This window comes from Comamonas avium (genome assembly GCF_014836675.1).
GTDB lineage: Bacteria > Pseudomonadota > Gammaproteobacteria > Burkholderiales > Burkholderiaceae_C > Comamonas > Comamonas avium.
This window is the reverse complement of record NZ_JACSQK010000001.1, coordinates 555,924-570,744: the sequence shown is the minus strand read 5'-3', so window position 1 is coordinate 570,744 and position 14,821 is coordinate 555,924. Positions and strand designations below refer to the sequence as shown.

Here is a 14,821-nt window from a genome sequence, read left to right as displayed (position 1 = left end):
ATTGGGTGTCGTTGCCCGTTTTCACGTAAGCAACGACATGACAAACTTCCAAACTCGCAAGCAATCTGCATCAGGCAATTTCACACGGCCTGGTCAACTGGATGAAAAACATCTGGCTGACATGCTCAGAAAGCTCAACGATCCGGTGACAGCGCGAATCTTCCTCGGGGTGGTCTATGACTACCCCGAGCTAGAAATGCGCTTTCTTGGGTCATATCTCCAAGCGCTAGAGACAGTCAAGCGTTCTCATATCCAGTACGCCAAAGCGCGTGCTCTGGGCCTGATCTGTGCGAAGCTCTGTTTCAAGTCTGCGCAATGTGCCTATTGGTTATCTCGGTTGAGCCTCAAGCTGTTCGTGCAATTGCGCGAATGGAATAGAAGTGCTCAATTGAAGAAATCAAGAGTGACACAAGCTGCCAATGATGAAAATGTAATTTGTCTTCCTCATGCCTCCAAGGCAACAGGTACGAATAACTAATTCATCAACAACCCTTAAACCCCATCAGAACGCTATGCGATTTGATGGGGTTTTTTATTGCCATTTAAAAAGGAGATGATCTTGATCGATTCCAAACAACTTATTAAGAACTCTTACTTTAAGTCCAAGGATCACAACGATAAAGCTTCGGCATTAAAGCGTGTGAGAACAACGATTGCCAAACTGAAGATTAAGTCGTTCGATTCGCTAGAGCTTGATTTAAAAGAGCAAAAGTGCATCAGCGATGCGTTATCTCTTTTGGACAAAGCTGTAGAGGTGCATACCAAAGCTGCAAAGCTTAAGAAGGACATTGAAAAACGTAAGGCTGAGCGGTATGCTGCTGCACTTGATCTTGTGATGAAAAGTGACTTTGCGAAGCTTGATTCTATTGAAGATAAGGTGCCACTAATATTTTATGAGGAACCATACATGCTCAGTAATATTGAAAAAGCTTGGGACGTGCATTACGTTTTGAGAAATACTTTCAAAGACTGTTTGAATAGCATTTCTTACTCTCTAGCACACCAGCCAGGTGACATGCATGAAGCATTGGGTAAGACTTGGGCTAAATTCCAAGAAAATCTGCCTGAGCTTAATTTGAAAACCACGCATTTAGTAGAGCGGATGCAGAAGCTATTAGATGCAGGTTAAGTGATTAACTTGCCTGTCAACTTGGTTTGCAGCCTTAAAAAAGCTGTGATAGTCTTTAAACCGTTAACTGCCTGATGGCAAAACAATGCGCCTGAGCTCTTGAAAGGCGCGCATTTGAACCCCCAAGGTTCTATGCAGAGCACTTTGAAACCCGGATGGGGATACAGCACTCCCCATCCAGACCTCACGGTTAGGCTTGGGTATGCGTGTACTCCTTTCCACTTTTGGAAACTTTGGAGATCAACATGACAGCACAAGCAGCACACAGTGAGTTTTTCAACCTGCACACCAACGGTATCGGTTATCTCAACCGCATTCGCTGGGTAGAAACCAAAGGACGTGGCCGTCGCTCAGATCCGTTCCTCGCGTGCAGCATTAGTGCCTTGCGCGGGTCATCTGACGATGTCCAGTACACGCTCTTTGATTTGCGCGTCAGTGGCAAAGATGCCATTGAACTGGTTGAAAGCCTGCAAAACGAAGTGAACGAACGCCGCAAGGTTTTGGTTTCGTTTCGGATTGCAGATATTTACCCTCACACCTACGAACGTCAAGTTCAAGATAGTCAGCGACGCCCCACAGGGCAGATGGAGCAGGCAGCCTTGATCAAAGGCCGTTTGATTCTGATTAACTCTGTGAAAGTTGATGGAGAGCTTGTTTACACGCGCCCCGAAGACACATCCGAAACCGATGCTGAACCTCAGCATGAACATGAGGTCGGTAGCTTTGAAGACCCACAAGTCAACAATGCTCTAGCAGCTCAGCAGGATCAAGGTTATTCACCGCGCCCACCAGCGCAGCGCCGACCACAGACTCCTGCAGGCTACGGCCCACGTAGCAACCATCAGTCAGCTCGCCCGCAAATGGCGCACCACTGATCAAAAAAGCCACCGTTCTGCATTGCAGTCCGGTGGCTTTTTTACTTTCTAAGAATTGATGATCCCAGTTCATGGGCTGGTCATGATGAAGAATTCCAGATCTCTAGTTCTGCTTTCGACCCTAAGCGGAATTACATTGAGACTGGTGGTGTTGCATCCAATTGGTGAATGCATACAAATTTTCAATAAAAACCGTACTTGACCCGCTTGGCGTTTGTGCGTGCCTCAGGAAGAAACTGATTTGTTCGGCCATTTCGGGATGGTGCACGGAGAAGTTCCTTACATAATCTTCCAAGGTTCTAGGCCAAAAATTGTCTGTAGCTGCGCGTAGAACATTCGTTGCTCTAACCAGCTTTCTAGCGGCCTCTTTCTGCAATCTCTGCATTTCAGCATGAGTGTTTGCATTAGCTATGCGCTTTCCATAGTCGCTGAGAGCTTGTAAGTAGTCACCATTGACTGCTTCAGCAATGGCTTTCGAAGGTAAAAAATCTGGGAATTGCAACCCCGCGTCTGCACCGTAAATGCATCGACACTCGTACTTGAGCCAGTAACCCCAACTGTTTATGTTGGCAGGATTGAGTACGTCCTGACGTATACCAATATCGAAATCGACCTTACTGACTTCAGGATGCCGCGCTTCTAAATCAATGCGGGAACACTCAAGAGAGTGACTTTCTTGAGCACTTAGCGGTCTAGTCAGAATCAGGGTCAAGTCCAAGTCTGACTGACCCAGTTGAGCGCTTGCGCGGGAAACACTTCCGTATAGATACAGACTGTCCAGGAGTGTTCCTAGCTCGGTGCGCAGGCTGAACCGCGCGTCATCGACCAGTGGCACAAACTCTACTTGTAGCGGCTTTAGAGGTGGAACTTCGATGAATTTAGGCGTGAAGTCGTTACAACTATTCATGGCGCTGAGAGTAACGCAGTCGCCAAACAAACAAGAGGCATTTTGATCGACTCGAACGACCGCTTCTGGCCGTGAGATGCCCTTCAGTGAGCGAGATAGTCTCGCACAGCGTTTTAGTGTCGATACTCACAAACATGACTTGGAATGCGATATGCTTACAACTTTCCAGTGTTTGCCGGTATCACTCAAACCGGAGACGCCAGCTTGCTGGCGCGGCACGTGAGCCTCTGAAACGAGCACGCCTTCGGGCTGAGGCACTTTTGATCGGGACACACTCCCTCGTTGACGCACACCTTTGACAGTGTGCCGATCCTATTTTCTGTTGTGGTTGGAAGCCCTTCAGTCAGTTAAACCGTACACCCCATGTGCTTGCGCTTGGGGTGTTTTCTTTTACCCTGCCAGGATGCAAATCCCGGTAGGGCACAGCTCCTGGCGCAATCCACGGAGCGCAAATGATCAAACTCACCGGTATCACTCTGCGAGTGAAGACCATCCAGCAAGGACGTTACGGAAACTTCTGCGTAGCGGATCTGAGTACGGATATTGGTGAATTCAAAGTCAAAGACCCGCTGCTCGACCAGTTTCGGGATGGCGTGTACACCGGCACTGTCTGGATCAACGAAATTCGTCTGGCCCAGTACATGGCTTGGGGTAAAGCAGTCACGGAGATCCGTGCTGTCTTGCATGACTTAAATCTTGATGGTGTCAGTGAACTACAACCCGACGATGGGCCTTCTGAACCAGACCCAGCTGAAGAAGTGCCACCACCGGCACCAATGGCCAGCAAGCCTGTTCAAGCACCACCCCCATCCAACGCTTTTGCGCATGGTATTGAGGCGGTCAAAGAGCGGCTCAAGGGGATTGGCAAGAAGACGAGCCAACCGGCACGAGTGGCTGAAACAGCTCAATCAAACGATGCGCAGCTTGCGCAGTTGTTTGGTGAGATGTGGCAGCTCATATGCGATAAGCAACCCGTCAAATTTGACCCAACGGTAGATCGGTTGAAACTGCGTCAGCAAAGTGCAGCCATGCGAGAGCTAGGCTACGAATTCAAACCAACTGATCAAACTTGGTATCCAGTTTGACCATTGACAGCCCAATAGTGGGCTGTTGCAGGCGAAAAGGAGAGGGCGTCTGCAACAGCCTACTGTCCGCATTGTGCAAATGCTTGGGCAGTCTAGAACCAGGGTGGCTGCGACCCTATGCGCAGCGGCTTTGCGATTCGGACATCTTCAGTGAAAGCCAAGCTGAACATGATCCACGCGCCTTTCCTTGACCACCTGAGCCCCTTGTGGTGGTCGGCCTGCAGTTCACTGCAGCCTGGGGCACGATTAAATTGAGACGGAAGCCGATGGCTTCCCACAGCAGCTGCTCAAGCGGCTTTTGTGGGAAACCATCTGACCATTTATGAATGGTTTCAAGCACTTTGAGCCCTGCAAATGTGCAAAAGCGGTGTACGCCGCTTTGGGCAGCACCTTAAATCCATCCACTGTGGGCGTCATCTGCCCGCTGGGACGATGTGCCCGCTTCTTTTTGGGAGGAGTAGACTATGGGCATGTCCATACAACTCAACGTCTTTGAAGCACTGACTGCAGCTGGAGTTCCTCCAGATAAAGCCCGTGATGTCGAGCGTCAATTGGAAATTGCAATCCAGGCAGGTCAGAGCGAAATTCGTGCTGAATGGCGCGAACAGCTCATGACCAAGACGGATGCTGCTGCAATGGAAACGCGCTTGAACGTGCGCTTCAATGACCAGCTTCGCTGGATCATCACCACGCAGGTTGCAATGACCGGCCTCGTTATCGCGGCCGTCAAGCTCTTCTAACTCTCAAAGCAACTGACTGAGCGTTTTTAACGCTCTGGACAAACTTGCTTTTCACCCACCAGGGGACAAACGTCCCCTTGGGCCGGTTGTCCCTATTTCTTGGAGACAACCATGTCAAACCCCATCACGCTGACTGCGCCCTCCAACTGGAGTGCGGACAAGCGCTTGCAATTGCACGCGGTATTCAACGCGTGGATCTCATCTTGTTCGGAAGAGGAATACCTGCACCTGATGTCCCTGCGCGAGCAGGTCGCACCAGGTCAAGTTTGCTCCATCGTCACACTGGTTCGTTCTTACTTTGAACGTCCGAGTCTGTCGTTGCCTGCGAGCTTGATTCAACTAATGCAAGCGCGGAATTTGCAGCCGGTTTCCGCTGGCGCGTCATCTGCCGCAGGATAGGCAACGCATCCCTTGCATCAAGTTCTTCCAGGAGGTGGACCCAGTCCACTTCCTCGGGAGTTCCTTCAATCACCTTGAAATCACGCGTCGTTTCGGTCATTCGAAAAGTGTCGCATGTTTTTCCACACCACCACCCTGATGGGCTCGTCCCATCAGGGGTGCGCCTGTCTTTCTTTTTGTTTTCTAGGAGAAATGATATGTCGCACGCTGCAATCCCAACCGTTGATCTTCCCAACCATGGTGTGGTGTACGGTCGTTTGGCCTTGTCCAACGGCAAGAAACTGCCACTTGAAGTGCTTCGCAGCAATGCAGGCTACTACTTGGGAACCATGACTGAAAACGGCCCCTTTACGCGTGAGTCGGAGGAGTATTTCCGCAAGGAAGAACAAGCCCGACATGCACTGGCCAATGGTCAGTGGACGCAAAAAGAGTACCTCTGAAACCCAACGATGCTTGCATCGTTTCATCCCAACCAAGCCAGCTTTCGTGTTCACACGAAGGTTGGCTTTTATTTTTGAGGAGCAGGCCATGGCCCTGATCTTTTCTCGCCTGGCTCGCAATTTTGTCAAAGCAGGCTACTTTCCCACGGACGAAGTCACGCTGGAGCGTATAGGGCACATGCTGGCACTTCCAAGTGTTGGCCATGTCCGCATGCTAGATCCTTGTTGTGGCGAGGGCACAGCGCTGGCGGATGTTCGCCAGTTGCTCAACGATGAACGCCAATCCGATTCAACGTCCACGGTCGAGGCCTTCGGCATCGAGCTGGATGCGGAGCGGGCCTGGCATGCCAAGCAGCTGTTCGACCGTGTATTGCATACCGACGTTCATGATGCGGTCGTTAAAGCACGCAGCATGGGCTTGTTGTTCCTCAACCCACCGTATGGCTACGGCGTCTCCGACAAGGCAGGGCAGCGTGAGCTGCATGCCGATGCAGAGAAAGCTGAGCGGCTAGAGCGCACTTTCTTGCGTAAAACCGTGCCGTACCTTGCCTATGGCGGTGTGCTGGTCTACATCGTGCCGCATTACGCCTTGGATGAAGAAATTCGCGCCTACCTGGTGCGCAATTTTGAGAATCTGCGCGTCTTCATGGCACTAGAGCAGCAATTTAAACAGTGCGTGATTATTGGGACACGGATCAAGCCAGTGTATGCACCCAAAGGAGCGCAGCAGTTGCTGATCGATGCGCAGGCCTCGCAAGAGGGTGCGCCGGTCTTACCTGATGTCTGGGTGCATGAGCCTTATGTCATTCCTGCAGTGCAGGGAGAGCAGGAGGTGGATTTTCATGCTGTTCGCATTGATGAGGCCCAGCTCAAGGATGAGCTGGCCAAGTATCGGCACATGACGCTTTGGGATGGACTGCAAGGTCACTTTGCGCAAACACGGGGGGCATGCCGTCCACCGCTGCGCGATCTGACACCTTGGCACCTTGCCCTGGCGCTTGCTGCTGGCCAAGTGGTCGGAAAGATCCAGTCTGATGCTGGCCGTACCTTTCTCATCAAGGGTGACACCTTCAAACGCAAAGAGCGGTAAGTGTCGGTCGATGTGGATGACAAGGGCAATGCCAGCCAAACCACTGTGATGTTGGATCGCTTTGTGCCAGTCATCAACGCTATTGAGCTAACGCCAGATCAACGCCTGGGCCAGATCGTCAAGATCGCCTGAGCTGTAGCAATTTATCAACCCACGGGGACTTCATGCCCCTGGGCAGGTTGTCTCCACTTTTTTAGGAGATGGCCATGCGACAAGAAAACACGGTCGATACCTCGACCAACATCGAGTTCGTCACTGAAATCATGGAGTTCAGCCGCTTTGGCGCACTGTCTCAGGTTTTTGTGATTGAGGCCTTGCGTCGCTATGCACTGCAAATCGTGATTTCGAGAGCCAGAACACTGGACATTCCAGGCATACCCCGTGATACGTGGTTTGCGCTTGGCGAAGAGATCGATGCCAAGCTTTTAGCGAAATACGGTGTTTATCGAACTATCAAAACTTAAATCCCCCTGGGGCGACCACGCCCTGGGGCCGTGTCACCCCAAACAACACTGAGATGACACATGGACATGCAAACACTTGAACGAGACGCTGAAACAGTAACCACAAGGGTGGATCTGAGTCCAGTTTTTAAGCTGGGGCCAACCGTAGTGCAAAACACCTTGAAAGAGGTGATTGAGCGCTTGAACATCGACATTGAGGCGCTACTTGCGCGGCATGCTGCGTGCGACTGGGGAGTGCTGCAGCCGCAATCGGCCTGGCTTCTTGCAGCCACACGCAACAGGCTCTTGTCGGTATTTAGGGTGGCAGGCCGACTCATTGCAGTGGAAACTGAATGGGATTGCACTGCGACGCGGATCTACCCCATCAACTTGGAGCAATTTTCTTAAACCTAGGAACCGACGTCAGTCGGTTTCCCATAGCCACCTGCTTGGCCAGGCTATGGGAAACCGTTTGAGCTAAACAAAAACGGCTTCAAGACGCACTGAGCCATGCAAGTGCGTCACGTCCATCAGGACGTTGGCATTTATCTAACCACCACCCATGCGGGGCACCTTCCGCAAGGGGAGTGCTCCGTGCAATTGAACCTGCATGAAAGAGAGCACTCCATGACAACAATCTTCACACGTGATAGCAATGGCCACAAAGGCACGACCGTCCAGGACATTCAAAAGCAGCGAGAGCTGCACATCACGACCTACAAGTCCTCCAACGGGCCGCTAGTGACCACGGCCACTGTCCACCACATCGAGGGCAACTTGAAACGGCACAGATTGGGGTGCGGTGGTGTGGTCGGTGACTTTAGCCAGCGCCTTGCATGCACCTTCCCTGCCCGTGTAACCGCTAAGACTGTGAGTGACCAGCACGAACAGTGCTTGCACAAGCTGCAGGAGGTTCTCACTGCGGTCGATGCGCACTATGCAGCACAGGCTAAGCGTCAAGGCTTGGCCCATGCTTGAAGCTGCACAAACAGAGCGTCTGCATCGCATCGAAGGCTTTGCTGACCTCTGGGTCGATGCTTGCCTGCGAAACGAAGAGGGCGATCTGGTGTTTCTGTCGTTCTACGGCCGCGATGCCTCTGCCATGCAGTTCATCTCCTCTTTGGAGCTGGGCAAGCAAGACGGTGGCATTACGGATTTCAACTTGGTGGATGCGTTGGGCAAACGCCAGCTCGTCTATGCAGGCGCGGTCGAAAGACTGGGCAAGCACTCGGGACGGTTGCCCAAACAAAACCTGTTTGGCCCCCTGAGTCATCTGTGGATCTACGACAAACGCCTGCAGGAGATCGACAAGGTCAATCGCATCGCGTGGGTCATCGATCAGCAGCTGGACGCTCAAGTCTTGGAACAATGTGCCTGGGCGATGGTTAAAAGCCTTTGCCCTGTGGCATTGCTGGATGACTGGCGCCAACCGTTGATGTCCTGGGGCTACGCACAGGGTGCCATCAGTGAGCTTGGCCAAGGTCGATATCCACGCATTGGCTCTGTCCGTGCTTTGCGCGTGAGCATCACGGATCACTTTCTGCGCTTTGTAAGCCAGCTGGTGCGCGAACGCGTGCTGGTTGGCTGACTTCTTCTCAACTTCATCACGCCAAGAGTCAGCTTGGCACTTTCAAACGAGCGCACTGGCTTTCGAGTCAGTGCGCTTTTTTTATGGATCAACTATGCAAACTACTGAAACTACAGCGCCCGTAAACACCATGCCTGCGATCTTTTCCGCGCAAGCTTCCCCCGAAGTGCTGGCTCCGGCATTGGATGGCCAGGACTATCTGGCGGATGTGACCAGTGAAACCATCGCATTGGGCGATTTCATTCGTGAGTTTGGCCAAGGCCTTCTTAACCAGGTGCGGATGCAGCATCCTCCGGTGTACCAACCCTCATTGGATCAGCAAACCACTGTCTGGCAGACACGCCAGCAGACCTTGGTGTCTTTAAAGCGCAAACCGTTTGAGCAGCAGGCAGAGGCAGTACAGGCCTGTGTCAAGCTCTTGGTGAATCGCGATGAGCCAGCTGCTGTGTTGAATGCGGAGATGGGCACGGGTAAAACCATGATGGCCATCTGTGCAGCAGCATTGATGCAGCAAACCCATCCGCGCACATTGATCATCTCCCCACCGCACCTTGTCTACAAGTGGCGGCGCGAGATTCTGGAGACGGTCCCGAATGCGCGGGTGTGGGTGCTCAATGGGCCAGACACCTTGCGCAAGCTCTTGAGCTTGCGTGAGCGCATTGGTCTTAAATCGGATGTGCCAGAGTTCTTTGTGCTGGGCCGCGTGCGCATGCGTATGGGCTTTCACTGGAAGCCCTCGTTCGTGTCGCGCAATCTGGTTGTAGGTGGCCAACGGTTTAAGGCAGCGTGCTGCCCTGACTGTTTGCGTCCTATGGAGTCAGCTGCAGACGATGGTGAAACATTGCCTGTGTCCGCTGAGCTGGCCCAGGTCATGCTCTCGGATCGCCGGCGTAAATGCCAGCACTGTGAATCCAGCATGTGGACGTTGATTCGCAGTGGCCGGCCCATCAATTCGATGTACGACCTTGTGCTCAACGCGCTGCAGCAATTGCCGACCATTGGCCCGACAACGGCCAAGCGCTTGCTCAAGACCTTCGGAGAAAAGACGCTGGCCGCCATGCTGGAAGACAACGTCTACGAGTTCGTCAACCTCATGGATGAAAACGGGGATCTTGTCTTCAGTGACCGCCAGGCCAAACGTATGGAGCGATCTCTGGCATCGTTTGAATTCTCTATTGGCCAGGGCGGCTACCAGCCGACCGAATTCATCAAACGCTATCTGCCCAAGGACTACTTTGGGCTGCTGGTGGTCGATGAAGGGCACGAGTACAAGAACGAAGGATCTGCACAGGGCCAGGCCATGGGTGTGCTTGCCAGCCAATGCCGCAAGGTATTGCTGCTGACGGGCACGCTCATGGGCGGCTATGCCGATGACTTGTTCCACCTTTTGTGGCGGATGAACCCCACAGTCATGATTGAGGACGGTTTCAGGCCTTCCAAGACAGGATCGATGGCGGGCGCGACCATGGCCTTCATGCGTGAGCATGGGGTGCTCAAGGACGTGTACAAGGAATCTGCAACAACCTCACACCGCACGGCCAAGGGCAAGGGCTTGACGGTCCGTACCAGCAAGGCTCCAGGCTTTGGCCCCGTGGGCATCTTGCGGTACGTGCTGCCGATCACTGTGTTTTTGAAACTGCGCGACATTGGCCAGAAGGTCCTGCCGTCCTATGAGGAGACCTTTATGGAGGTCGCCATGCAGGACGACCAGGAGCAGGCCTATCGAGCGATGTCTATGAAGTTGGTGACGATCCTCAAGCAGGCGCTGGCCATGAAGGACAGCACTTTATTGGGTGTCGTGATGAACGTGCTGCTGGCCTGGCCAGACTGCTGCTTCAGAGCGGAAACTGTTCGCCATCCACGCACCAAGGCCGTGTTGCTCATGCAACCGGCCATGTTCGAGGAAGGAGAGCTGTCGCCCAAGGAAGTAAAGCTCATTGAGCTGTGCATGCAGGAGAAGGCGCTGGGGCGCAAGGTACTTGCCTACTCCATCTATTCGGGGACCAGGGACACCACGGCACGGCTTAAAGCCTTGCTGGAGGAACGTGGTTTCAAGATAGGCGTGCTGCGGGCAACCGTCGATGCTTCAAAACGAGAAGACTGGGTGGCCGATCAGGTGGAGCGGGGCATTGACGTGCTCATCACCAATCCTGAGCTGGTCAAAACAGGTCTGGATCTGCTGGATTTCCCGACCATCGTGTTTATGCAATCTGGGTTCAACGTCTACACCGTGCAGCAAGCTGCGCGCCGCTCCTGGCGCATCGGCCAAAAGCACGATGTGCGTGTGATCTTCCTTGGCTACAAAGGCACCAGTCAAATGGACTGCCTGCGGTTGATGGGCAAGAAGATCGCGGTATCGCAATCTACCTCGGGCGATATGCCAGAGAGTGGATTGGATGTCCTCAACGATAGTGAAGGGGAAAGCATTGAAATGGCCTTGGCCAGAGAATTGCTCACTTCATAACAAAAAGCCCTGCCAAATATTGGTGGGGCTTTTTTACTGATTTTTTTAATACTTCAAACTGTCATCTTTCAAAACCACGCTGAGGAACCGGTTTATCTAGGGTTTTTTCGTGTTCCTCCCTCCCTAATGTCGCCTCTTTCTCGGCAAGCATTATCGACTTCTGAAGGTCACGCACATCTTCAAAAACCACGGCAGCCTTGATGCCGCTGTCATCAATTGAAATAGCCAGACCGCCGCAAGTACCATTTGAAATCTTCGTAAGTTCTTTTAAGTAATATGCAAAGTCTGCGTGATCGACACCAACGGATGAAGGCTGGACGTCTAGATAATTACTGCAAAAGTCATTGATTCCCATCAAATGTAAACCATCTTTATCTTTCTCGACTATTTTGATGTATGGTGTGAACCCAAGTGCAAATTTATTAGTATTTTTATATGGAGCAGGTATGCTTAAGAAGTGGCAATTAGAAGAAATTGCATTAAACCGTTTGTCTAGATTTTCTGATAATTTCTCTCTGAGTTTTTTCTTGCTTTTTTTGGTTAACTCCTCTTTGATTTCCTTTTCCTGTCTTTTGAATTCGATGATAATATTTTTTCCTCCGACTGACGTTAGCAAATCACCAATAGTACGCTCACCATCACGAGTCTGTTGGTAGAGTTCAATTCCAACCCCATTATTAATTTTCTTACTTTTATCTCGGAACATATATCCCAAGGTAAACAAAAATGTACCTATATAAATGTTTTCGTAAGGCTGCTTGATCTGTGTCGGCTTATTATTCACAAACATTTCCCTTATGTTTCTAAAATCGTTGACAAGTAAGAGGTTTTGATATATATCGAATTCTGGCTAATTGCATAGCTATAAAACGATGCTCGTTAATCATTGAGTGCGGGGTTCTGCCTAGACTTGTTCAGTCATGGCATTCAACCAAGAACCTGTGACGCAAAATGATTCTAGATTATTGATTAATCTTTACACAAAGAACGGCTTGCCCTGAGCCGTTTCCTTGGATACCGTACCCTGGCGTCGTCAAAGAGCGAAGTCCACCACCACCGCCACTATCCATGTCCCAATGGGATAAAACGCGCCATCTTCCTGGAGCAGTCCCCCCGCACATGGCATCACATTGGCCATCCGATATGGAGCCGTATGTCCCCCATTGGCACATATCGGTAATTGCACCACCAGAACCTCCACTCTTCTTCCATTTGCCTGATTGGCAAGAAAGAATGAAGCCACCAAAGCCTGGAGCGCCGAGTCCTTCTTCTGGGCACGCTGTGTCCTCAAGTACCTTGGCTCCAGTGAATTGAAGGTATTCACCTGTCTTGATGCGGCCAGAAGCTGTGACCGTTTCTGAGGCCACATCTTTAGCGTTGCGAAGGTTGTGACGCGCTCCTGAGTCATCCTGCATGTTGATGTCGCCAGTCATTGGCAAGCTGCCATCACGACGAGCGAACTCCATAAAGCCTCTGCTGTCGTAGCCGTTGGTGATCGCAATCAGGCCCGCAATGCCCGTGACATTCGCACCAATGTTGATGTTATCGACCGAGACAAACATCCCAGGGCTCTCAGGCAGCGAAATGCCAGCACGGCCTGTACCGGCCACGCCTGCTGCAATCGTTGCACGGCGCAAATCAACCTCGCTTGGGCTTTGCAGATCCACCATGGGCTCTGTGGATGCAACGAGCGCAGTCACGTTGCAGTTGGGAATGATGCATCCTGAACTGGGGACAGCCAGGTGCACATCAAATCCAATTGCACGACCGTTGTAGATAAATGCGGCCGCGTGCTGTTCACTGAGTAGATCCATTCTGAACAGATCATCAGTTGTCGGTGTCCGTACACGAGAAGCAGGTACTGTATGGCCGTTACGCTCAACTTGCTGCTGACGCTGAATCTGAGTGAAGTAGGACGTTGAGTAGGTTTTAACGGCATCGTCGATAGCAGCAAGTCGGGAACCAACCAACTTTGCCCGCTCATCTCCTCGGGCCGTGGCTTCTTGCTGTGCGTAGCGCACGAGAATGCCACCAACAATCAAGCTAACCAGGACTACGCCGATGGCAAGTCCAGGAAGAAAAAAGCCGCCTTGGCTACGGCTATTTGTTTTACCGTTGAGTTTTGTACGCACCATGGCCATGCCTCAAGAGTCGTCCGAGTTGTTCATGAAATGCTTCTTCACTTCTTCTTTCAAAGCAGAGAATTCGCCCTTTTGGATGTGAGCTGAGGCTTTGTTGTCACGGGGCAGGGCTTGGACGTCAAGCCTGCCGTTCGCAACGAACTTTTGGTGGATGGCCAGTTGCAGCCCCGTGGAGAGCAGATCGTTGGCGTTGGGCTCACCGGCGGCGTTGGCCATGGCCGCCAAACGCTGCAAGCCTTCGGGGATGCTCTTTGCATGCATGGTGGCCAGCACCAAGTGACCATCGACGGCGATGCGCACCAGCTCAGCTGCAGTGAGGTTCTCGCGGATCTCGCCGTAGCCCAGCATGCTGGAGTCCTTGGCTGGAAAGCACCGCAAGGCTGTGTGAATGGCTTTCTCATAGCCGCCCAGCTCATCCACATCCAATTGCTCACAATAGCCAGCTTTGCCGTGACTGCCTTCAAGAGGATGCTCTGGCGGATCTTCCAGCGTCAGGCCGTAACCGCCATGCAATGTCAGTCGCCCTGCAATCGTTGCTGAGAAGGTGGTGGTTTTACCGGCTCCTGTCTGTCCAAAAACCACGATCAGACCGCCTTGCTCCTTCATACTGCTTTGGAGCAGCAAGGCCTTGATCCAACGTGGTAGCCCCAAATTTTCAATATTGGGGCACTCCTTTGGCATCCTTCGCAACGCGTAGCGGTCATCGCGCATGCGTTGATTGCGCCAACGACTACCATCGCCAAGCTCAATCATTTTGCTGTGAGGATTTTTTTTAATTTCCTCTTTCAGTTGCTCAATAGTTTCTGAGTGCTCACTCGTGACAACTAATGGGCCGGGAAAAATGATCGTTGGCTTGTCTGCTTCAATCGACAAGCGAAAATCGGTAATTGTTGGCTCACTCATTTTATTTATCGGCGGAAATTGAAGGTAATAGTGTTTGTTTCCGACGAATTGCACTGATCGCCAGCGGTTGTCTGATTCAAAGCGGTGGTGACTGCTTTGATGGAAGTGCCATTAACTGTCGCGCTAATGTATTGATCACTAGCGAAACTTTCTGTGATGATGTTGCACTCGCGTGATGGAATGCCAGTGAGTGTTGCCACACCTTGGTTATTACCTGCAGCAGGTGCAAATGTGATGTCACCCCATTTTGAAATAATTCGTCCTGTGGGCACATTGCCGTTTCGTTCCAAGAAGCTATCAGTCATCCATCTTTTTTTGGCGACTTCCTCGGTAGTCAGCGTTGCGAATGAAGTCCGATGGGTATATGCCAATTGTATTTTTGGAACAGCGCTGTCCATTTCATTCGTGATCTTGCTTGCATTCATCCCGGCCACAATGCCAGGAATGAGCATGACTCCCAGCAACGACAAGAGCGCAATGAGGGCTACGCCCATGCCGATTTCTAACAGCCTGCGGCAAGTTCGCCAGCTCCAGTTGCGGCAACACCACCTAAAGCTGCGGCAAAGCCAGCCAATGACAAGCCAACTGGGCCAGTTCTCAATGTGAGCCCTGCAGTC

19 protein-coding genes are annotated in these 14,821 nt (G+C 51.8%); 14 read left to right on the top strand and 5 right to left on the bottom strand.

Annotated elements, in window-relative coordinates:
• The first annotated feature begins 37 nt into the window (after positions 1 to 37).
• The 3 genes from H9646_RS02595 (at position 38) to H9646_RS02585 (ending at position 2,004) form a co-directional block, all read left to right on the top strand.
• Positions 38 to 478, top strand: coding sequence for a hypothetical protein (locus H9646_RS02595; RefSeq protein WP_191721748.1), 441 nt, complete (start codon positions 38 to 40; stop codon positions 476 to 478).
• A gap of 81 nt (positions 479 to 559) precedes the next feature.
• Positions 560 to 1,129: a hypothetical protein gene (locus H9646_RS02590; protein WP_191721747.1), complete on the top strand. Its 570-nt coding sequence runs from the start codon at positions 560 to 562 to the stop codon at positions 1,127 to 1,129.
• A 233-nt stretch (positions 1,130 to 1,362) separates the two neighbouring features.
• Positions 1,363 to 2,004 (top strand): DUF3577 domain-containing protein, encoded by a 642-nt coding sequence (locus tag H9646_RS02585; protein ID WP_225213926.1) that lies wholly within the window; start codon positions 1,363 to 1,365, stop codon positions 2,002 to 2,004.
• A gap of 121 nt (positions 2,005 to 2,125) precedes the next feature.
• Here H9646_RS02585 and H9646_RS02580 read toward each other — a convergent pair whose 3' ends face one another.
• Complete coding sequence (locus H9646_RS02580; protein ID WP_191721746.1) at positions 2,126 to 2,911, bottom strand: nucleotidyltransferase domain-containing protein; 786 nt, start codon at positions 2,909 to 2,911, stop codon at positions 2,126 to 2,128.
• Between the two features lie 452 nt (positions 2,912 to 3,363).
• Between H9646_RS02580 and H9646_RS02575 the strand changes: the two genes are divergently transcribed.
• From H9646_RS02575 to H9646_RS02530, 11 genes are all read left to right on the top strand, one after another.
• Complete coding sequence (locus tag H9646_RS02575) at positions 3,364 to 3,996, top strand: DUF3275 family protein (RefSeq protein ID WP_191721745.1); 633 nt, start codon at positions 3,364 to 3,366, stop codon at positions 3,994 to 3,996.
• A 464-nt stretch (positions 3,997 to 4,460) separates the two neighbouring features.
• On the top strand, positions 4,461 to 4,736 hold the full coding sequence (locus tag H9646_RS02570) for a hypothetical protein (protein ID WP_191721744.1): 276 nt from the start codon (positions 4,461 to 4,463) through the stop codon (positions 4,734 to 4,736).
• 111 nt (positions 4,737 to 4,847) lie between these two features.
• The gene (locus H9646_RS02565) at positions 4,848 to 5,135 is read left to right on the top strand and encodes a hypothetical protein (protein ID WP_191721743.1); all 288 of its coding nucleotides are present in this window, start codon (positions 4,848 to 4,850) and stop codon (positions 5,133 to 5,135) included.
• Positions 5,136 to 5,332: 197 nt separating this feature from the next.
• Positions 5,333 to 5,575, top strand: a complete 243-nt coding sequence (locus H9646_RS02560; RefSeq protein ID WP_225213925.1) for a hypothetical protein — start codon at positions 5,333 to 5,335, stop codon at positions 5,573 to 5,575.
• An 88-nt stretch (positions 5,576 to 5,663) separates the two neighbouring features.
• Positions 5,664 to 6,665, top strand: coding sequence for a DUF6094 domain-containing protein (locus H9646_RS02555; protein ID WP_263598937.1), 1,002 nt, complete (start codon positions 5,664 to 5,666; stop codon positions 6,663 to 6,665).
• On the top strand, positions 6,666 to 6,797 hold the full coding sequence (locus H9646_RS18545; protein WP_263598936.1) for a hypothetical protein: 132 nt from the start codon (positions 6,666 to 6,668) through the stop codon (positions 6,795 to 6,797).
• 74 nt (positions 6,798 to 6,871) lie between these two features.
• Entirely contained in the window at positions 6,872 to 7,129 is a 258-nt protein-coding gene (locus H9646_RS02550) for a hypothetical protein (RefSeq protein WP_191721742.1), read from the top strand.
• Between the two features lie 60 nt (positions 7,130 to 7,189).
• Positions 7,190 to 7,516, top strand: a complete 327-nt coding sequence (locus H9646_RS02545) for a hypothetical protein (RefSeq protein WP_225213924.1) — start codon at positions 7,190 to 7,192, stop codon at positions 7,514 to 7,516.
• A 219-nt stretch (positions 7,517 to 7,735) separates the two neighbouring features.
• Positions 7,736 to 8,086: a hypothetical protein gene (locus tag H9646_RS02540; protein ID WP_191721740.1), complete on the top strand. Its 351-nt coding sequence runs from the start codon at positions 7,736 to 7,738 to the stop codon at positions 8,084 to 8,086.
• On the top strand, positions 8,079 to 8,696 hold the full coding sequence (locus H9646_RS02535) for a hypothetical protein (RefSeq protein WP_191721739.1): 618 nt from the start codon (positions 8,079 to 8,081) through the stop codon (positions 8,694 to 8,696). The genes H9646_RS02540 and H9646_RS02535 overlap by 8 nt, the downstream gene beginning before the upstream one ends.
• Before the next feature lie 130 nt (positions 8,697 to 8,826).
• Positions 8,827 to 11,160 (top strand): SNF2-related protein, encoded by a 2,334-nt coding sequence (locus H9646_RS02530; protein ID WP_191721799.1) that lies wholly within the window; start codon positions 8,827 to 8,829, stop codon positions 11,158 to 11,160.
• A gap of 61 nt (positions 11,161 to 11,221) precedes the next feature.
• On the opposite strand, the gene H9646_RS02525 is transcribed toward H9646_RS02530, so the two are convergent.
• The 4 genes from H9646_RS02525 to H9646_RS02510 all read right to left on the bottom strand — a co-directional run bounded on the left by H9646_RS02525 (position 11,222) and on the right by H9646_RS02510 (position 14,698).
• On the bottom strand, positions 11,222 to 11,944 hold the full coding sequence (locus tag H9646_RS02525) for a hypothetical protein (protein ID WP_191721738.1): 723 nt from the start codon (positions 11,942 to 11,944) through the stop codon (positions 11,222 to 11,224).
• A gap of 178 nt (positions 11,945 to 12,122) precedes the next feature.
• A complete protein-coding gene (locus tag H9646_RS02520; RefSeq protein WP_191721737.1) occupies positions 12,123 to 13,295 on the bottom strand; it encodes a hypothetical protein in 1,173 nt (390 codons plus the stop codon).
• Positions 13,296 to 13,304: 9 nt separating this feature from the next.
• Complete coding sequence (locus H9646_RS02515; protein WP_191721736.1) at positions 13,305 to 14,258, bottom strand: ATPase, T2SS/T4P/T4SS family; 954 nt, start codon at positions 14,256 to 14,258, stop codon at positions 13,305 to 13,307.
• Positions 14,210 to 14,698, bottom strand: a complete 489-nt coding sequence (locus tag H9646_RS02510) for a type 4 pilus major pilin (protein WP_191721735.1) — start codon at positions 14,696 to 14,698, stop codon at positions 14,210 to 14,212. The genes H9646_RS02515 and H9646_RS02510 overlap by 49 nt, the downstream gene beginning before the upstream one ends.
• Positions 14,699 to 14,821 lie beyond the last annotated feature (123 nt).

Excerpts from the sequence above, each read along its gene's own strand:
- H9646_RS02595 (WP_191721748.1), top strand. The coding sequence starts at position 38 with ATGACAAACTTCCAAACTCGCAAGCAATCTGCATCAGGCAATTTCACA.
- H9646_RS02580 (WP_191721746.1), bottom strand. The coding sequence starts at position 2,911 with ATGAATAGTTGTAACGACTTCACGCCTAAATTCATCGAAGTTCCACCT.
- H9646_RS02575 (WP_191721745.1), top strand. The coding sequence starts at position 3,364 with ATGATCAAACTCACCGGTATCACTCTGCGAGTGAAGACCATCCAGCAA.
- H9646_RS02570 (WP_191721744.1), top strand. The coding sequence starts at position 4,461 with ATGGGCATGTCCATACAACTCAACGTCTTTGAAGCACTGACTGCAGCT.
- H9646_RS02565 (WP_191721743.1), top strand. The coding sequence starts at position 4,848 with ATGTCAAACCCCATCACGCTGACTGCGCCCTCCAACTGGAGTGCGGAC.
- H9646_RS02560 (WP_225213925.1), top strand. The coding sequence starts at position 5,333 with ATGTCGCACGCTGCAATCCCAACCGTTGATCTTCCCAACCATGGTGTG.
- H9646_RS02555 (WP_263598937.1), top strand. The coding sequence starts at position 5,664 with ATGGCCCTGATCTTTTCTCGCCTGGCTCGCAATTTTGTCAAAGCAGGC.
- H9646_RS02550 (WP_191721742.1), top strand. The coding sequence starts at position 6,872 with ATGCGACAAGAAAACACGGTCGATACCTCGACCAACATCGAGTTCGTC.
- H9646_RS02545 (WP_225213924.1), top strand. The coding sequence starts at position 7,190 with ATGGACATGCAAACACTTGAACGAGACGCTGAAACAGTAACCACAAGG.
- H9646_RS02540 (WP_191721740.1), top strand. The coding sequence starts at position 7,736 with ATGACAACAATCTTCACACGTGATAGCAATGGCCACAAAGGCACGACC.
- H9646_RS02535 (WP_191721739.1), top strand. The coding sequence starts at position 8,079 with ATGCTTGAAGCTGCACAAACAGAGCGTCTGCATCGCATCGAAGGCTTT.
- H9646_RS02530 (WP_191721799.1), top strand. The coding sequence starts at position 8,827 with ATGCCTGCGATCTTTTCCGCGCAAGCTTCCCCCGAAGTGCTGGCTCCG.
- H9646_RS02520 (WP_191721737.1), bottom strand. The coding sequence starts at position 13,295 with ATGGTGCGTACAAAACTCAACGGTAAAACAAATAGCCGTAGCCAAGGC.
- H9646_RS02510 (WP_191721735.1), bottom strand. The coding sequence starts at position 14,698 with ATGGGCGTAGCCCTCATTGCGCTCTTGTCGTTGCTGGGAGTCATGCTC.